This is a genomic window from Geomicrobium sp. JCM 19037, from assembly GCF_000698105.1.
GTDB lineage: Bacteria > Bacillota > Bacilli > Bacillales > Marinococcaceae > Geomicrobium_A.
Map to the genome: position 1 here is coordinate 1 of NZ_BAWZ01000014.1, position 16754 is coordinate 16754.

The 16754-nt window shown below is 43.4% G+C and carries 18 protein-coding genes and 1 pseudogene; 7 read left to right on the top strand and 12 right to left on the bottom strand.

Annotated features, from left to right (window positions below):
* Positions 1-681 precede the first annotated feature (681 nt).
* Entirely contained in the window at positions 682-1608 is a 927-nt protein-coding gene (gene hpaI / locus JCM19037_RS09625) for a 2,4-dihydroxyhept-2-ene-1,7-dioic acid aldolase (protein ID WP_042400395.1), read from the bottom strand.
* Positions 1609-1749: 141 nt separating this feature from the next.
* On the opposite strand from hpaI, the gene JCM19037_RS27150 reads away from it, so the two are divergent.
* The 5 genes from JCM19037_RS27150 to JCM19037_RS09645 are packed head-to-tail and all read left to right on the top strand — an operon-like array spanning position 1750 to position 4241.
* Entirely contained in the window at positions 1750-1974 is a 225-nt protein-coding gene (locus JCM19037_RS27150) for a hypothetical protein (RefSeq protein ID WP_238544644.1), read from the top strand.
* Positions 1975-2006: 32 nt separating this feature from the next.
* A complete protein-coding gene (locus tag JCM19037_RS27155; protein ID WP_238544650.1) occupies positions 2007-2366 on the top strand; it encodes an FCD domain-containing protein in 360 nt (119 codons plus the stop codon).
* Complete coding sequence (locus JCM19037_RS09635) at positions 2363-3112, top strand: fumarylacetoacetate hydrolase family protein (RefSeq protein WP_042400399.1); 750 nt, start codon at positions 2363-2365, stop codon at positions 3110-3112. Before JCM19037_RS27155 ends, JCM19037_RS09635 begins: the two co-directional genes overlap by 4 nt.
* Positions 3109-3852 (top strand): fumarylacetoacetate hydrolase family protein, encoded by a 744-nt coding sequence (locus JCM19037_RS09640; protein ID WP_042400402.1) that lies wholly within the window; start codon positions 3109-3111, stop codon positions 3850-3852. The genes JCM19037_RS09635 and JCM19037_RS09640 overlap by 4 nt, the downstream gene beginning before the upstream one ends.
* Positions 3852-4241: a 5-carboxymethyl-2-hydroxymuconate Delta-isomerase gene (locus tag JCM19037_RS09645; RefSeq protein ID WP_042400405.1), complete on the top strand. Its 390-nt coding sequence runs from the start codon at positions 3852-3854 to the stop codon at positions 4239-4241. Before JCM19037_RS09640 ends, JCM19037_RS09645 begins: the two co-directional genes overlap by 1 nt.
* A gap of 258 nt (positions 4242-4499) precedes the next feature.
* Here JCM19037_RS09645 and JCM19037_RS09650 read toward each other — a convergent pair whose 3' ends face one another.
* The 3 genes from JCM19037_RS09650 to JCM19037_RS09660 are packed head-to-tail and all read right to left on the bottom strand — an operon-like array spanning position 4500 to position 7101.
* Positions 4500-5285: a hypothetical protein gene (locus tag JCM19037_RS09650; RefSeq protein ID WP_042400407.1), complete on the bottom strand. Its 786-nt coding sequence runs from the start codon at positions 5283-5285 to the stop codon at positions 4500-4502.
* A 21-nt stretch (positions 5286-5306) separates the two neighbouring features.
* On the bottom strand, positions 5307-5933 hold the full coding sequence (locus JCM19037_RS09655) for an NUDIX hydrolase (RefSeq protein WP_042400408.1): 627 nt from the start codon (positions 5931-5933) through the stop codon (positions 5307-5309).
* A 1-nt stretch (position 5934) separates the two neighbouring features.
* On the bottom strand, positions 5935-7101 hold the full coding sequence (locus tag JCM19037_RS09660) for an ABC transporter substrate-binding protein (RefSeq protein WP_042400410.1): 1167 nt from the start codon (positions 7099-7101) through the stop codon (positions 5935-5937).
* 70 nt (positions 7102-7171) lie between these two features.
* Between JCM19037_RS09660 and JCM19037_RS27160 the strand changes: the two genes are divergently transcribed.
* On the top strand, positions 7172-7396 hold the full coding sequence (locus JCM19037_RS27160; RefSeq protein WP_238544645.1) for a hypothetical protein: 225 nt from the start codon (positions 7172-7174) through the stop codon (positions 7394-7396).
* Positions 7397-7420: 24 nt separating this feature from the next.
* On the opposite strand, the gene JCM19037_RS09665 is transcribed toward JCM19037_RS27160, so the two are convergent.
* From JCM19037_RS09665 to JCM19037_RS09695, 8 genes are all read right to left on the bottom strand, one after another.
* Entirely contained in the window at positions 7421-8806 is a 1386-nt protein-coding gene (locus JCM19037_RS09665) for an iron ABC transporter permease (RefSeq protein WP_238544646.1), read from the bottom strand.
* The gene (locus tag JCM19037_RS09670) at positions 8781-9881 is read right to left on the bottom strand and encodes an ABC transporter ATP-binding protein (RefSeq protein WP_042400413.1); all 1101 of its coding nucleotides are present in this window, start codon (positions 9879-9881) and stop codon (positions 8781-8783) included. The genes JCM19037_RS09665 and JCM19037_RS09670 overlap by 26 nt, the downstream gene beginning before the upstream one ends.
* A 130-nt stretch (positions 9882-10011) precedes the next feature.
* Positions 10012-10686 (bottom strand): extracellular solute-binding protein, encoded by a 675-nt coding sequence (locus JCM19037_RS22610; protein WP_081829194.1) that lies wholly within the window; start codon positions 10684-10686, stop codon positions 10012-10014.
* The gene (locus JCM19037_RS22615; RefSeq protein WP_052363754.1) at positions 10647-10991 is read right to left on the bottom strand and encodes a hypothetical protein; all 345 of its coding nucleotides are present in this window, start codon (positions 10989-10991) and stop codon (positions 10647-10649) included. The genes JCM19037_RS22610 and JCM19037_RS22615 overlap by 40 nt, the downstream gene beginning before the upstream one ends.
* A gap of 144 nt (positions 10992-11135) precedes the next feature.
* The gene (locus JCM19037_RS09680; protein ID WP_042400417.1) at positions 11136-12242 is read right to left on the bottom strand and encodes a response regulator; all 1107 of its coding nucleotides are present in this window, start codon (positions 12240-12242) and stop codon (positions 11136-11138) included.
* Between the two features lie 18 nt (positions 12243-12260).
* A complete protein-coding gene (locus tag JCM19037_RS09685) occupies positions 12261-12635 on the bottom strand; it encodes a sensor histidine kinase (RefSeq protein ID WP_238544652.1) in 375 nt (124 codons plus the stop codon).
* Positions 12629-14056 carry a sensor histidine kinase gene (locus JCM19037_RS09690; protein ID WP_042400422.1) on the bottom strand — a complete coding sequence of 476 codons (1428 nt, stop codon included), beginning with the start codon at positions 14054-14056 and terminating at the stop codon, positions 12629-12631. The genes JCM19037_RS09685 and JCM19037_RS09690 overlap by 7 nt, the downstream gene beginning before the upstream one ends.
* A gap of 133 nt (positions 14057-14189) precedes the next feature.
* Positions 14190-15092 carry a LysR family transcriptional regulator gene (locus tag JCM19037_RS09695; protein ID WP_042400426.1) on the bottom strand — a complete coding sequence of 301 codons (903 nt, stop codon included), beginning with the start codon at positions 15090-15092 and terminating at the stop codon, positions 14190-14192.
* Between the two features lie 148 nt (positions 15093-15240).
* On the opposite strand from JCM19037_RS09695, the pseudogene hpaE reads away from it, so the two are divergent.
* A pseudogene (hpaE, locus tag JCM19037_RS09700) lies at positions 15241-16753 on the top strand (5-carboxymethyl-2-hydroxymuconate semialdehyde dehydrogenase).
* Position 16754: the final 1 nt, after the last annotated feature.

Genomic DNA, 16754 nt, shown 5'->3' on the forward strand with positions numbered 1-16754 from the left:
CCCCAAAGTACACCCACCGTGTCTACTTGACACTCCAAAGTATAAGGGCGACATCGGTGGCCAAAGTACACCCACCGTGTCTACTTGACCGCGGAGGATCGGCCGAGCCTCTGTAGTCTGACGGCGAAGTCACTGAGAAAATAGCGTCTCATTCTCTAAGTTACTCGTTCACGCGAACTAGCGGGTCCGACCCATGTGGGGATTTAAACTATATGGAGCGTTGCGATTGTAAATTATCCCATCATAGAACCGTCTATGTGAGAATATAGCCTTTCTATGTGGGGATTTCTGCTAATAACTGCTCCTTATTGAAGAAAATCCCATCATAGACAGGGTCTACGTGGGATTTTCTATTTATTGCAAGCGAAACTCTGGTATACATTTTTCGAATTACCTTGTTCTGTGAACTTATTACGACCTGCGGGGTCTTGTCTCGGCCTTCTTACCCAGGCGTCACTGCCTTTCGTTCCAATCAACGATACTGAATAGGCGGCGTTGTTAAACTAAAGGTCCTTATTTGTGACATTGACGGTATTTACGCACTTTGCATATCAATGACATTCAAAGAAACCATTCATTGCTACACCTGCCTTGAACGATGAACATTGATCTTCGATAACACGGTCGATTTACCATTGGTTCTCTGAAGAAATTCATTCGTTCAACTTGTATACCTCCACCCTATGACAGTTGCTTAGCAACCTCAATCTGATAGTCTACTAACGTTTCACGAATCTCTGTTTGTAACACTTCGGAAGGGAGGTCCATCGGCAAGCGTAACGCTGGGTGAATCTTGCCCATCATTCCAAGTGCTGCTTTTACCGGGGCTGGGTTCGTGTCTTTGAACAATACGTCGTTCAATGGCATCAGTTCAAAGTGTAGGCGCCTTGCCGTTTCAATATCGCCATTAAACCACGCATTGTGCAAGTCGGCAACAGCTTTAGGGGCTACATTGGCGGTTGCACTAATTGAGCCTGCGCCACCGATCGCAAGCATCGGGTAACAGAGCAATTCAATTCCAGAAAACAACAGAAAGTCTCGACCACAATGGAGCAGTACACGGTTTACGTGCTCGAAATCTTTGTTCGATTCTTTTGCACCGACGATGTTCGGGCAGTCTTTGACGAGCTGCGCCATCGTTTCCACTTCAAGGTTTTGTGCTGTCCTGCCTGGAATGTTATAAATAATAATCGGAAGGCTCACCGCATCGGCAACGGTTTTGAAGTGTTTATACAAGGCTTGCTGATTCGGTTTGTTATAGTATGGTACAATGACCATCGCTGCGTCAGCACCCATTTCTTCCGCTTTTTTCGTGAGATACATCGTCTCGTTATGGTTCGTTGACCCTGTACCCGGAGCAAACGGAACACGGCCATCGATCGTTTTCATCGCCCGCTCCATGACGAGCACTCTCTCTTCTACCGATAGCGAACTCGGTTCACCGGATGTCCCTGTAACCGAGATGCCGTGTGACCCATTCTCAATCTGGAATTCAATTAATTCTGACTGTTTATCAAAATCAATATCATGATTCTCTTTGAACGGCGTAATGACTGGGGCAATAGATCCTCGTAACCTTTGCTTGATTTCATCGTATCGTTGCATCATCATTCCCCTTTTCGTAAGCGTTTTCAATATCATATATCCAATCATATATGATTTCAAGGGAAGTTATTGTGATTGTGAATAAATTCCGCTATACTTTGAGCTATGAAAACGGATACGAGTACGAAAAGTGGTTACGCCTACATGTTGGTAAAAGAACGCATTCTCGACGGAACTTATTTACCTGGACAGCGAATTGTCATTGATCAGATTGCAAAAGAGGTTGGTCCAGTCATATTCCTGTCCGAGAAGCCATTCGCAAACTTGAGGCCGATCAATACATTGAATACCGTGCCCATGCTGGTGCAATTGTTACGGGAATTGATGCCGAAGCTTACGAAGAAACGCTTCAGCTTCTCTCAATTTTAGAAGGCTTTGCAACCGCAGAAGCGTCGTCGTTTATAGGTGAGAAGGAACTCGGAACACTACATACGTTAAACGACAAAATGCAAACCGCCTTGGAGTGCTATGACCTGACGACGTTTGGCAAGCTAAACAAATCATTTCATTTTGCGATTTATGACCATTGCCCTAACGAGCTGCTCGTTGCTCACATCACAAGTGCGTGGGAGAAGTTGGACACCGTTCGCACGTCAGCCTTTACGACGTTGCCGATGAGGGCCCCCAATTCATTGAAAGAACACCGCGAACTGCTTCACATGTTCCAGGAAGAAGCGCCAAAAGCCGAAATTGAAGCTTTCAGTCGTCAGCATAAACAAAATACACTGCTCGCCTTTCAATCAAAGGAGGAACCCGAATGATTTCGATTTCTGCTAAGATTCAGGGACAATCTCACCACGTGACACGCCGCATTGACCCGGCACAGAAACAGACCACCGTGCGCTACGATATTCCTACTGGCGGCACGGTATACGGGGCCGCGCTAAACTACAAAGAGGAGCTCACCCAATTCGGGGACGATTTACATAACGCCCCGTACAACCGCCCATCCGAAGCACCCGTCCTGTACATCAAGCCTAAAAACACGCTCGTCGCCGACCAATCGCCCATCCCAGTCCCAGATAAAACTGAATATTTGGAAGTCGGCGCAGCGCTTGGTATCGTGTTTGACCGCGAAACCTGCCGCGTGTCGGTCGAGGACGCCCTTGATTACGTAGCTGGATACACGATCGCAAATGATGTGAGCATCCCGCATAAAAGCCTACACCGCCCGGCAATTAAGGAGAAATCAAGAGACGGTTTCTGTCCCATCGGACCGTGGATTGCTCTTCGAGAAAGCGTCCCAAACCCAGACGACCTCACCGTGCGCGTATCCATTAATCAAACGATAAAACAGACCGCTTCCACACGCTCACTCGTTCGAGACATCCCCCATCTCATTGCGGACGTGAGTGCATTTATGACCTTTTCTGCTGGAGACGTGTTGCTCGTCGGCACCCCACCGAACCGCCCAACATTTCAGCGTGGAGACACCGTCACCATTGAAATTGAAGGAATCGGAACGCTCGTGAACACCGCACAAGATGAACGGGAGGTGAACCGATGAAACAGGCACGGATCGTTTACGAAGGAAAAATCCAACCCGCTTTTTTGAAAGAAGGCAGCATCGAACTCTCTGATGGGCGAACGGTTGAAGAACATCAGGTCCAATGGTTGCCGCCTGTCATACCTGGTACAATCTTCGTTTTAGGGCTTAACTATGCGGACCATGCAAAAGAATTGGCGTTTGACGCCCCGAAAGAACCGCTCGTATTTCTAAAGGGCCCGAACACGCTCGTCGGGCATAACGGGGTTACTGTGCGACCTGACGATGTGACGAACATGCATTATGAGTGCGAGCTCGCGGTTGTCATTGGTAAACAAGCACGAAACGTCAAACGGGAACAGGCTTACGACTATATTGCCGGTTATACGGTCGCCAATGACTACGCCATTCGCGACTATTTAGAGAATTATTACCGCCCCAATTTATGTGTGAAGAACCGTGACAACAGCACACCAATCGGACCGTGGCTTGTCGGTCGTGAACACATCGATTACCCGATGAACCTGTCTCTTCAAACGACTGTCAATGGGCGAGTCACGCAGACGGGCTCAACGCGAGATATGGTATTCTCTATTCCTGAATTGGTGGAATATTTGAGTAGCTTCATGACGTTACAGCCAAACGACATAATTTTAACAGGCACGCCAGAAGGGCTCGAACGTGTGAACAGTGGCGACGAGGTGGTTACCGAAGTAGAAGGTGTCGGACGGCTTAGAAACTTTATTCGAGGTGGTTCGTGATGCCGCACATTATTGTTGAGTATACCGATAACTTACGAGCTAAGACGGATGTGCGGGAGCTTCTCATCCGGATTAATTCGGTGTTCATTGCCCGTCCAGAGACGTTTCCTGTTGGCGGCATTCGTTCCCGCGCAATTGCACTTACAGATTATGTAGTCGCCGATGGTACCGCTGACGATGCGTTCGTTCACACGCAAATCCGCATCGGTGCCGGCCGCTCTGAAGAAGAGAAGAAAGACGTGTGTGACGCTCTGTTTCACGTGATGGAAGACTACTTCAAGGACCTCTTTTCGGAGCGTTACTTGGCGTTGTCATTGGAGTTGTATGAATTCCCAGTGTCTGGAACGTATAAGAAAAACAACATTCATGAGCGGTATAACCGTGTGTGAAGTGACGAGGGGCGTTAGTGTTTGAACATGTGGCATTGTGGTCGTGGGTTTAGGAGAGTTGCATGGCGCTATGTCTCTGTACCCCAACAACTCAAACGATGGGCCGTTGGCGAAGAGATCGATAGTATACGACGTCTTTAGTTACACTTGTAGAGTCACCTTCCATTTTTACGATAAAATCCTACCGACTATAAAAGAGTAGCCAATAGCTACTCTTCATTCAACCGAATTCTTAAATAGGTACGATCATCGTACGATTCATTTCCGTGCATCAGCTTTGGAGCTCTTGAAAATACGGAAACAAAGAGGATCTTCATCTAATAGATTAAATAATGCATTTTCCGTTTCAGAAAGTGTACGCTTCAAGTAAGGATAACCATCAGAACCTAGGACAAGTTCATCTGCATTTTCAGGGACTCTAACCGTGCGGATTCGATCTAGAGCCATTGTAGATCCATTGATTACCTCGTATCCATATGGATGATCTTTAGATAAATTTTGGAATTGGTATTGCATTTGAATAAGTGGTTGGATCGCAGCAAATCCGCTGTCATCGTTCATTAGCATGTCTATGGATTTCCCACTTTGAACTTCAGCTTCTAAATACATTGATCTTGCATTTGCAGTAATGTCATCAATTGGTTTTTCATGAGCATACGAAACGTTATCAATGAGGCATTGACAATCGCCGATCATCCACACGACTTTTCTTGCATGACTGTACAAGCTCATTACGGCAGATGGCGTGGCAAACGGCTTATCATGTATGAGTTGCTGGATGCCTTCTTCTTTATAGCGATCTTGAAGTCGATCATTAATATACTCAATAATTTCTTCGATGCCCGCCTGTCCATCCACCTCAGCAAGTGCTTCGCGAATTGTATACGCAGAAAGTTGTCCAGGGGTGAGATTACCCATCATTTCCCCAGAGACATTCGTCGCTCCATCAATCACAGCTGCAAAGTGCTCATTAAAAAAATAATGATCTTCACACACCGTATTATCACCAGTTTTAGCAGCTCGATGTTTTTCTATCAGTTTCAATGTCTATCTTCCTCCACTCAATTAGTCAAAATAAGGAGGCAACGTCTCATCCTTAATTTGATTTTGGATAATGTTCACCTGGCTTTTAGTCATCCGTTGCAAGGAGAGCGGTGGAAGATGCTCAGGACTGAAGAAATCCACAGCGTCTGTTTCGATACTCGTTTGTACTTCACCACCTACAATTGAGCACAGAAACACCAGCGTATATATATCATATAAAGAAGATGGTTGTGGATGGCACTTCCGATCAAATACAGCAATTAGTCGGTCTACGTTTATTTTGAATCCAGTTTCCTCAAAAACTTCTTTTTCTACGGTTGATCTTGGCGTATCTCCAACGTCAGACCAGCCACCAGGTAAACACCAACGCTTATCATCAGTTTCTTGAACCATTAACCAGCAACCATCTTTTACGACAACAGCGCGCACACCAACCTTAGGTGTGGCGTATCCTTGTTCGAAAGAAAAAGCCTCTATAACAATTTTTAAATCTTCCACACCACTAAGCTCACTCATCATCTCCACGGATAAATCTCGCAAAGCTTCATATCGCTCTTGGTCATACGGATCCTTACAATATGCTAGCCCACTCTGAGAAAGGGCTTGAACTTGTTTAGCCCACCTTAACATCGGAGACTCTGTTGTCATCTCAATCGACCCCTTCACTCTCAACGCTTTCCTGCAAGGACTGTAGGAGGTTCCACCGTTCTTCATCCTCAAGCTGAGCATTTTTATATTCAAGATGATTAATTGCAGTATAAATATTGATAGTATCGTTTCGTCTCAACCACTGTTCGAATTGATAATCATTAAAGAAGTCAGGACGAACAGGTAAATAGTCACTCTCTATGCTCACTTTGATTGACATCTCAGGTTCATCTAAATATTGAAAGAAAGACGTGACTTTCTCTTTTGGCGCGTTGGAAAACACAATAATTCCAGCTCCTCCTGCCGGATAAGATGTCCCTACTTCTGGCAGCGAAATCATTCCGAGGTCAAAAGAACCTGCGATGAGCCGTCGGAGCAATTGGTGTTGTTTGAGTGATGACATTAGAAAAAGGCCGTCGCCGTCGACAAATTGCGGGATTGCAAGTTGATGCGTTAGTTTGGGCATATACCCCAACTCATTCACGAGTCGAGACCACTGATTCAATTCGGATTGTTCGGGGCTAAAAGACAAATCATTATGCATTGCCTCCATATACCAGGGCGTTTCCATGTCTGTGTGAAAATGCCACAGTTGATCATTGTTCACTTTGCTATGAAGTTGGTCAACATCCTCCAAAAATGAATCCCATGTTAGGCGATTAATGTTCTCCATTCCATACTGTTCTGCCAAAGAGGCATTGTAATAGATGACTGGAACATTCAATCCGATAGGCAAAGCATATCTCGTATCATTAAACGTAAAACGTTCACTTAACGCTTTAAACATTTCGTCAATCTTATTTGAATTTACATACGTTTCAACTGGCTCAATTAAACCTTGTTCGGCAAAGTCTGCTACTCCATAATGAGCGTGAATTTCTGCTAAGTCAGGGGTTTCATTCAAAGAGACCGCACCATATAATTCATCCAATAGTTGGTCATGGCTCGTAAAGAGTCGTGTTTGAATGGTCACCCCTTTATCGTTTGTCTCTGAAAAAGTCTCACTAGCTTCCACCAGAGCAGGTTCAACGGTCCACAATTTGAGAGTTTCATCATTATTCGTTGATGAATCTTCAAGGTCATTGTCATGGTTGGAGTATGAAAGCAGGTACAAGCTTAATAACAGTACAATGCTTACACTTATAAAAAAGAGAATGTATTTGGCCATATTGATCCTTCCTGAACAAAGATCTAGGTATTCAAACTATATAGGAAGGCCACGCTTACCAGAAATAATTGTGACGACAATGAGTGATACAATGGTACTCAATGTAAGAATTGACGCCAGCGCTGCGGCAGCACCTAAGTTAGAAGTAAATACTTCACTGTACACAGATACAGAAATTGTCGCCGTTGCTGCAGAATACAAAACGATTGTTGAGCTAAGCTCATTAATTGTCGTTACCCAACTTAAGATGCTCCTGACAATACGCCCGGCACCATTAGAACTGCTGTTGTCTTAAAGAATGATTTTACCGGTGAAACACCTAACTGATGGAAGCCTCTTCAACGCTTTTATCGATTTGATGCAATACGGCGGTACTTGACCGCATCGTGTATGGGAGTCTACGGATACAATATGCGATAACAAGAATCACCCAAGTTCCCGTAATTTCAATAGGTGGTTCATTAAATGCAAGGATCAGGCTAATTCCTAAAACTGTACCCGGCATAACATATGGAATCATAATCAACGAATCTAGAAGTGCTGTCAATTTTGAACTCCGCCGTACAATGACATATGAAACGAGCAATCCCATCACTAGCATGAAAACCATTGCAATGCTTGAGTACGTAAACGTATTAATAATGGCATTAGGAACGCGATAGAATACTTCTCTGTAGCTGTCTAACGTAAAACCGCTCGTAAACACAGGACCATTTGTCTGCCTGAATGATGTCGTAATCACAGTTGCTTGTGGAATTAAAGAAACTGTTAATAAACCAGCAATTCCCATCATCATCGCGGTTTTTAATGGCCACCGTAAACGCACAAGTTTTGGCGCGTTCATGCTATTCATCGTGTATGTTTTTCTAGCGATTAAGTAGCGTTGCAAAAAGAGAATACTAGTCGTAATTGTAAGTAAAACAATACTGATTGTACTTGCCATCGCTGGGCTAGAGCCAAGCTCATTTATAAACATTTCAAATGCAAGAACAGGTAAGAGCGTGTCACTTTGCCCTAGTAGTCGCGGTGTACCGAAGTCAGCGAATGCGGACATAAATACCATCATGGCTCCCATGGAAACCGTAGGAAAAATGAGGGGTAACGTAATTTTTCGAATTCGATTTAAACCGAATAGACCTAGACCTTCAGACGCTTCTTCTAGTGAACGGTCAACCGTTTTTAAAGCTCCAGAAACATAGAGATAGATGTGGGGATAAAGCTGTAGAGAAAACACCCAAATCATACCACCAAGGCCGTAAATTGTTGGTAAATCAATATTAAACCAGTCAGAGAAAATGTTTGTAATAAAGCCGTTATTTCCAAGCATGAGAATCCAAGAGTATGCGCCAATGAATGGCGGAGACATCAATGTCAACACGAGTAATATATTGATTAAATTTTTAAATGGCAAGTCATATCTTGTCATGATATAAGCAAGAGGTATACCTAAACAACAAGCAAATATCGTCGCAAAGAAGGCAACGAGCAAACTGTTCAACAACGCTTCGTAGTAATATCGATAAGAGAAAAATTCCTGATAGTTTGAAAAATCCAATCTACCATCTACAATAAAACTATTTATGAATATTGAAAAGAGGGGATAGACAAGGAATAAAAGGAAGAACGCAAACGCTGAAATGGTTACGATCGACCAAAAGTCAAACCGCAACCGAAAACGTTTACGCGGTTTCATAGCGGTTTCCATAAATATTCAGTGCCTCCTCTCCACTTTCATTAAAGATGACAGCATCCGCTGGATTAAGATGAACTCGTACATTTTCATCAACACTGCGCAATTGTTGATAAGATACTGCATGTTCATGAACTTGTATTTCTTGGTCATTTTCTAAGCGAATCTTATATTCAACCGTCTCCCCCAAAAACAATGCCCCGACGATTTTACCGTTAACGGTATTTGTTTGTGTGCTTTCTGTTGCGAGGCTGAGTTGCTCTGGTCGAACTGAATACACCACCTCACCTCGATACGACTCTGTCAGCTTCGCTGTCCCTAAATCGACACCAGCAACGAGCAAGCGATCATTATCACCTACTTTGCCATCCAAAAAATTCGTAGAACCGATAAAGTTTGCTACAAATCGGTTTACTGGTGATAAATAAATTTCATGTGGTTTTCCAATCTGTTGTATTTCACCCGCATTCAAGACGGCAATGCGGTCCGAAACAGCAAGTGCTTCTTCTTGATCATGGGTAACGTACACATTGGTTATGTTTAAAGAATTTTGTAACTCTTTAATGTCATATCGCATCTTAAGCCTTAGTTTGGCGTCTAAGTTTGACAACGGTTCATCCATCAAGAGAAGGCCTGGATGAATAACTACCGCTCGAGCCAATGCAACGCGTTGTTGTTGGCCCCCACTTAGTTGTGAAGGTTGTCGATCTTTCAGATGGCTTAGTTCAACCATCTCAAGTGCGTCGGTAACCCGCTTTTGAATCTCTTGTTTTTTAATTTTTCGTGCTTTTAGCCCGTAGGCTACATTTTCAAACACTGTCATATGTGGAAATATCGCATAATTTTGAAATACCATACCAATGTTACGTTTATATGCGGGTACATCATCCATGAGCTGATCCCCAAAATAAAGATGTCCTTCTTCGTGTTGGTGAAAACCTGCAAGCACACGAAGAAGGGTCGTTTTCCCACATCCACTTGGACCGAGTAACGTAAAGAACTCGCCTTCTTTAATGTCAATGTTTGCGTTATTCACAGCTCGATAATCGTCAAAAATCTTACTAATTCCTTGTATTTTAATGGAATTCATTCAACTCTCTCCTCTATATCCGTACTATGTACGTAGAGGATCACGATAAAACGTGATCCTCTTGTTTATCTTTCAATGATGATTCGTCTGATACGCTCCATAATCTCATCTTGATTTTCTGCTGACCAACTTAAATCATAATCGACCATTGGAATCTCTTCTGATGGTGCCAACCTTCTGGTGGATCAACATCATCGCGAACTGTTCTACGGTTAAACTCTCTCGTCGCCATTTCCTGCACTTCTTCACCTGCTAGAAAATCGAGAAATGCTTCGGCATTTGCTTGATTATTCGCACCTTCAATGATGGCCATGCCATCTGGAACAGCAGACGTCCCTTCAGATGGGTAAGAAATTCCTACCGGAGCATCTCCTACGATATAGCGATAAGCTGCTTCTTCCAGTGTTACTCCAATAGGAAACTCTCCATCAGAAACGCCTTGATAAACCATTGATGAACCCGAAAGTGTATTCCCATCAAGCTGTTCAATAAAGTCTTCAACATAATTCCATCCATCGTTGCCATCATCCTCAAAAGCAAACAACATCGTTACAACTTGCGTGTAGGAAGACCCTGAACTAGACGGATCTGCATACGCAATCTCACCTTCCCACTTTGGATCGAGTAAATCTTCCCAACTCGTTGGGACATCAGCTTCATCTACCATGCTTTCGTTATACATAATGACCATAGGAAGTGCAGAGAAACCTGTCCAACTGTCTGTTGGGCTTTTAAATTCTTCAGGAATATGTTCATCTTCACTTGTTACATACGGCGTAAAGTATTCACTATACGCTCGAGGGATTCAGCTCCGCCTCCCCAGAATACGTCGCCTAACGGATTACCAGACTCTGCTTCAACACGGTTTAATAATTCACCCGTTCCTGCTGTAATTAAATCTACTGAGATTCCAGTTTGATCTTGAAATTCATTAACAATTGGATTGATAATTTCTGTTTGATGTGGAGAGTAAACGGTTAACGAACTTGTCTCTTCTTGTGCATCGCCATCACTGTTACTCTCTTCACTATCACTTGAATCTTCCCCACCACACGCTACAAGTATTGCTGAAAAACTAGCAATCATAAAAAATTGTCCCGCCTTTTTCATAACCCTGCCCCCTATAACATTTGTTCTTCCTATCATAGATTGGGTTGTAAGCGCAAACAATGCTGTTTATTTTCACATATGTAAGATTTTTTTCAAAAAAATTACCATGATCAAATGATCATGGTTGCTGACTTTCAGGTCGTTTTATTTTTGGTGAGTTATCCTGTAATTTGAAGGGGTTGTTCCCATTTGCTTCTTAAACAGCTGGCTAAAATATCGAGGGTCTGAGTACCCGCTCTGATAGGCAATCTCCGAAGGGCGAAGGGTCGTTTCCTTTAACAATTTAGTCGCTTTATTCATTCGCTTTTCTGTAATGTAATCAACGTAGTTACGCCCTGTATATTGCTTGAAGACACGACTTAAATAACTGCTGCTTAACACATATTTATCTGCGAGCTCATTTAATGTAATCGAATGTGTATAATGATTGTCGATATCATTAAGAATACGGTCCATGTCGACATGCTGGAACATTGAAAAATAAAAGATGCCCCTGCCATTCAAGTGTTGTTGTTCGTGAATGATCTTTGCCTGTTGGTAAGCCGTCGGCAGCTCGCGAACGTCATGTATCGGTTTGCTGACACTCAGTGTTTGGATTTTAGATTCCTTTTTCAATAGCTCCCAGAGCATCTCACATTGTTCTTCAAAAAGCGGTTCGTTACATCCTTCAACAATAAAAACCGCTTGATGATTACTTGTCCAAATACACCCTTTAACACCTTCTTTGTTAATGTCTTCCTGACTATTTGCAATAGCGATTGCATAGGGTGCCTCATAAGTAAATACTGCCGTTAATTCTTCACGAGTCACTTCCTGTGGATTCCGGATGTACCGGGAGAGAACTAATTGAGCATATCGGGACTTTTCTTTTTTTTGGTCGGATCGTTGTTTTGCCACTTTTGAAAGGACACGAGTCAACTCAGTTGGATCTGTCGGTTTTAACAAGAGGTCCCGTGCACCTAACTTAAGGGCATTTTGAGCATAAGTAAACTCCCCAAATCCCGTAAGCAACACACATTCAACGTCATGATAACGTTCCTTCACCTCTTTAATTAGCTCGATTCCATCCATGCCGGGCATACGTATGTCAGTGAGCAGGATATCAACAGGCACTCGCTTCATGATCTCCAACGCTTCTTGTCCATGGGCTGCAGTCGCAGCAACTTCAATTCCTATCTCTGTCCAATCAATCGTCGTAGCCAAACCCATTCTCATCATATCCTCGTCGTCTACAATCATCAGTTTAATCATACTTCACCGCCTAACCCTTCATGAGTGATCATGATTTCCATCATCCATACGATTTTGAATTGGTATGGTTATTTTTACCTCAGTGCCTATTGATGGAGAAGAAGTAATATGAAAGCTTCCTTTCTCACCATAATAAATCCCAAATCGTCTTCTTACATTCTGAAGTCCAATTCCTGTTCCTCCTCCTCGATACTTTTTCCTCTCTTTTCCAGAAAGCACGTCGGCTAAAACCTGCTCATTCATACCGACTCCATTATCAGCAATTACAATTTGAATTGAGTTGGTCTCTTCCATCACATGGAGCTGGAGCCTTCCATGACCGAGCTTTCTTTCTAGCCCGTGACTAATCGCATTTTCAACAATTGGTTGGATAACAAGTGTAGGCACTAGCACTGCCAAGCTGATTGATCCACATCAATCTCCACATCAAATTTATCTTTATAACGGACTTTCTGAATCGTTAAATAGTGATTAAGTTGTGTTAACTCATCTTCCAGTGGAACGAGGTTATCTCCTCTAGAAATGGTGTAACGCATCATTCCTCCTAGAGATACAACAACATCACTAATTTGTTTCACACCATTCATACGAGCCATCCAATTTACTGTCTCCAATGTGTTATATAAGAAATGTGGATTAATCTGTGCTTGCAGCGCCTTAAGTTCTGACTCCTTCAAAAGCATCTCCTTTTCATAATCTTCTTTAATAAGATGATTTACTTTATGAGCCATCTGATTGAAATTATTTCCAAGTCTCCCAATATCATCATTGTAATTTCTAGTAAACCTTACGGTATGATCTCCGTTTGCGAAACGTCTTAAAAGCTCCATGAGTTCATAAAGCGGACGAGTCAATGTTTTTGATAGAAAATATGCAGCCCAGCTGAAGATAATCAACGCAACTACAGCTATAACAACGGTTAATGTTAAGAACTCATCTGCTAGTTTGCGTACTTCAACATCAGGCACCATGCTAACAAAAGAAAAATCATGTTTCTCATTTTCATTGTGAACGATAACATACGACTCTTCTTCAGTTACATACTGTACAAAGCCACCTTCCATGTCCTTGTGGTTAAACGAATCGAGTGAAAATTTTTCACCTTTTACTTTGTTAGTTGGCTGCGAAGAAACGATATAATCTTGACCATCTAAGAGGTACATGTGCCCATCTTCATGTGTCGTGTCTGCATAAAGGTCCAACATCGTTTGATTCATAACATCAATAACGAGATAACCGAGTACTTCTCCAGAAGTTATGTCTTTAAGTAATCGTCCTCCTGTAAGAGCAATATCATCACCTTGAGGGTGATTAATACTTTGATGCGTATTCCACACAAGATGACCTTTTGCTTCATTCGCTTTTCGAAAGATTCCCCACCCTTCCATATATTGATCATACTGACGAGGCAAATAGTCACCTGTAAAATACCGATCCCCATTTAATCCGATAATGTACAGATTTAAGGTCCAATTCATGGAAGACGTCATCGTATCAAAAAGGTCATTGACTGCAAGATAATCTTCATATTTTTTTGTATGAGATCTCGTTTCTGGCTCTGCAAGTACACGTTGAACCATGTCATTCCTGTATAGATAGAGCGACATTTGGTCCATATCACTAAAGAAGAAGGAAAGCTGTTTATTTACTTGAGTGAGCTTATCTTCTTCAGCTCTACTCAATTGCTCCTCCATAACTTGAATTGAATTCTGATAAGTAAATGTTGCTAATAGAGTGATAGGTATAATGGATGTTAAAATAACGAGAATGAGAAGTTTATTCTGTAAACTCATATTAAGTAAAAAGCGAAACATACCCTCCCCCTAACTAGAGCATTATCTTCTATACTTATAACTTAACCATATGAAACATAATTATAAAACTAGTTATTTAAAATTTTATCTTCAACTTAAATCATTCAAAACAACGAAATGTGCGATCTCCATTTCACCCCCTATAGATCCCCCTCATCCGCTCAAGCATCCGCCGCGTTGGCCCACTCAAATACCGCTCCCGTTGCCAAACGATCGCCGCTTCTGCTTTTACGTTCATATTAGCGATCGGGAACACCTGTAATCCTTCAGTTGGAAAGGCTTGTAACGTTGATTCTGGTACAATTGCAGCGCCTATGCCTGCTAAAGCAAGGGATAAGAGCATGGCAGCATCAGGACATTCACAAGCGATGTTCGGTTGAACGCCAGCGCGGTGGAATGCTCCGATGACCCGTTCGTATTGCCCTCGCCCGCTCGTTCGATGGAGCAACAATAAAGGGATGCCCGAGAGATGTTGCATCTGTACTTCAACCCCTTCTATGGACCGCGCATGAGTTGTAGACACAGCGAGCACATAACGCTCTGCTGGGAGTGTGATTGCATCGTATTGTACTGTGAAGTCTTCTATATTCAGCGGAAAGCGTACGAATGCAACTTCTATGTCTCGTTCCGCCATTGCTTGCATGAGTGTATACGTATCCCCTTCACGTAGCTGGATTTTGACGTTTGGCGTATTGGCACGGATGTGGCCCATCGGTTCGAGCAAATAGTAGAAACAAGATTTGTTAACACCGATGGATAGCGTCCCCATTTCACCCGAGTCCATCGCTTTGATTTCGTGCACCGTATCTTCAATCGTGCCAAGTATAATCTTTGCTTTTTCATAAAGGGCCGCTCCAGCAGCGGTCAGTTGAAGGCTTCGTTTTCCACGATCGAACAATTGCACATTCAACTCTTCTTCAAGCAATTTCAGCTGTTGGCTAAGCGGTGGTTGAGCCATTTGCAGTTTCCGAGCGGCTCTTGTAATTTGTCCTTCATCAGCAATCGTCTTAAAATACCGAAGCCTCTTCGTATCCACCCGGTCACGCCTTTCATATGTTTTTCATATCCAAAGACTACGAAATCAATATTTTATGTATGTTATCGTCTATGATATATTGAAAGCGCTTTCAAAACAACCGCTATTTTTATGGAGGAGGGTGAACGTGCGTATTGATTTGGAACATGTGAGTGAAGCTGGCCGAAACGTTATTCAAAATATTGGATCTGTTAACCATTACATTAACGGTGCTTTTACTCCTTCTACGAGTAAAGACACGTTTGTAAACACAAACCCTTATACGAATGAAACGATCAACCATGTGGCTCAAGGGAATGAGCAGGATGTAAACCTCGCTGTTAAAGCGGCTCAAACCGCTTTCCACGGTGAGTGGGGACAAATGAAGCTAAGCAAACGCCTGCAATTTATGAACCGCATTGCGGACTTAATTAATGAACATATTGATGAGATTGCCCCACTCGAATCTTTCGACACAGGGCTACCACTCAAACAAACGAAAAAGATGGTCGCACGGGCAGCGCAGAACTTCCGGTTTTATGCAGAAATGGTGTCAACACGGCTCGTTGGCGACGTCTACAATGTTGATGATGAATTTTTAAACTATACGATCCACAAGCCGGTTGGCGTTGCTGGGCTCATTACACCGTGGAACGCACCGTTTATGTTAGAAACGTGGAAGATTGCACCGGCACTTGCCACCGGGAATACCGTCGTCTTAAAGCCGGCTGAATGGTCTCCACTTACCGCAAACCGGCTTGCAGAAATCATTGATAAGGCAGGACTTCCGAACGGTGTTTTTAATGTTGTACATGGGATTGGTGAAGTGACAGGTGCCGCGCTCGTTGCCCACCGAGATGTACCGCTCATTTCTTTTACAGGTGAGACGAAAACAGGTGTCGAAATCCAGCGCAATGGCGCCGAACATATGAAACAATTTTCCATGGAACTCGGCGGAAAATCACCGATCATCATTTTTGATGATGCTGACTTGGAGCGGGCACTCGATGCGTGCGTGTGGGGCATCTTCTCGTTTAACGGCGAGCGTTGTACGGCAAACTCGCGCCTTTATGTGCATGAGTCAATTGCATCTGAATTTATTGAACGTCTAAAAGCGCGGGTCGACAACATTCGTGTCGGCGACCCTCTTGATGAAGCGACGGAAATCGGCCCGCTCATTCACCGTAACCATTACGATCACGTGAAAAGCCATATTCATCAAGCGAAAGAAGACGGGGCCACGGTGTATCAAGGAAACGTACCTGCTGAATACGATTTGGGCTGCTTTATCCCCCTACCTTGCTTTTGAATACCGATCAAACGATGCGAGCCGTCCAAGAAGAGATATTTGGACCGGTGCTAACAGTGATGACGTTTACTGATGAAGCTGACGTGATCGAGCGGTCAAATGACGTGCGGTACGGACTCGCAGGCTATGTGTGGACGAACGATATGAAACGGGGTCATCGCGTCGCAGCCGCCGTAAACGCGGGTATGCTTTGGGTGAATGCCCAAAATGTACGCGACCTTCGCACCCCGTTTGGTGGGTCGAAGCAAAGCGGCATCGGTCGTGAAGGCGGGCATTACGCATTTGAGTTTTATACCGAAGTGCAAATTATTCATGTCGCATTAAACGATCATCCATTCCACAATTCGGGAAAACGAACCGGGAGGTGCACTAAT

Excerpts from the sequence above, each read along its gene's own strand:
- JCM19037_RS09670 (WP_042400413.1), bottom strand. The coding sequence starts at position 9,881 with ATGAATTCCATTAAAATACAAGGAATTAGTAAGATTTTTGACGATTAT.
- hpaI (WP_042400395.1), bottom strand. The coding sequence starts at position 1,608 with ATGATGCAACGATACGATGAAATCAAGCAAAGGTTACGAGGATCTATT.
- JCM19037_RS09640 (WP_042400402.1), top strand. The coding sequence starts at position 3,109 with ATGAAACAGGCACGGATCGTTTACGAAGGAAAAATCCAACCCGCTTTT.
- JCM19037_RS09665 (WP_238544646.1), bottom strand. The coding sequence starts at position 8,806 with ATGGAAACCGCTATGAAACCGCGTAAACGTTTTCGGTTGCGGTTTGAC.
- JCM19037_RS09680 (WP_042400417.1), bottom strand. The coding sequence starts at position 12,242 with ATGATTAAACTGATGATTGTAGACGACGAGGATATGATGAGAATGGGT.
- JCM19037_RS09690 (WP_042400422.1), bottom strand. The coding sequence starts at position 14,056 with ATGTTTCGCTTTTTACTTAATATGAGTTTACAGAATAAACTTCTCATT.
- JCM19037_RS09645 (WP_042400405.1), top strand. The coding sequence starts at position 3,852 with ATGCCGCACATTATTGTTGAGTATACCGATAACTTACGAGCTAAGACG.
- JCM19037_RS27150 (WP_238544644.1), top strand. The coding sequence starts at position 1,750 with ATGTTGGTAAAAGAACGCATTCTCGACGGAACTTATTTACCTGGACAG.
- JCM19037_RS22615 (WP_052363754.1), bottom strand. The coding sequence starts at position 10,991 with ATGAAAAAGGCGGGACAATTTTTTATGATTGCTAGTTTTTCAGCAATA.
- JCM19037_RS09655 (WP_042400408.1), bottom strand. The coding sequence starts at position 5,933 with ATGACAACAGAGTCTCCGATGTTAAGGTGGGCTAAACAAGTTCAAGCC.
- JCM19037_RS09635 (WP_042400399.1), top strand. The coding sequence starts at position 2,363 with ATGATTTCGATTTCTGCTAAGATTCAGGGACAATCTCACCACGTGACA.
- JCM19037_RS09660 (WP_042400410.1), bottom strand. The coding sequence starts at position 7,101 with ATGGCCAAATACATTCTCTTTTTTATAAGTGTAAGCATTGTACTGTTA.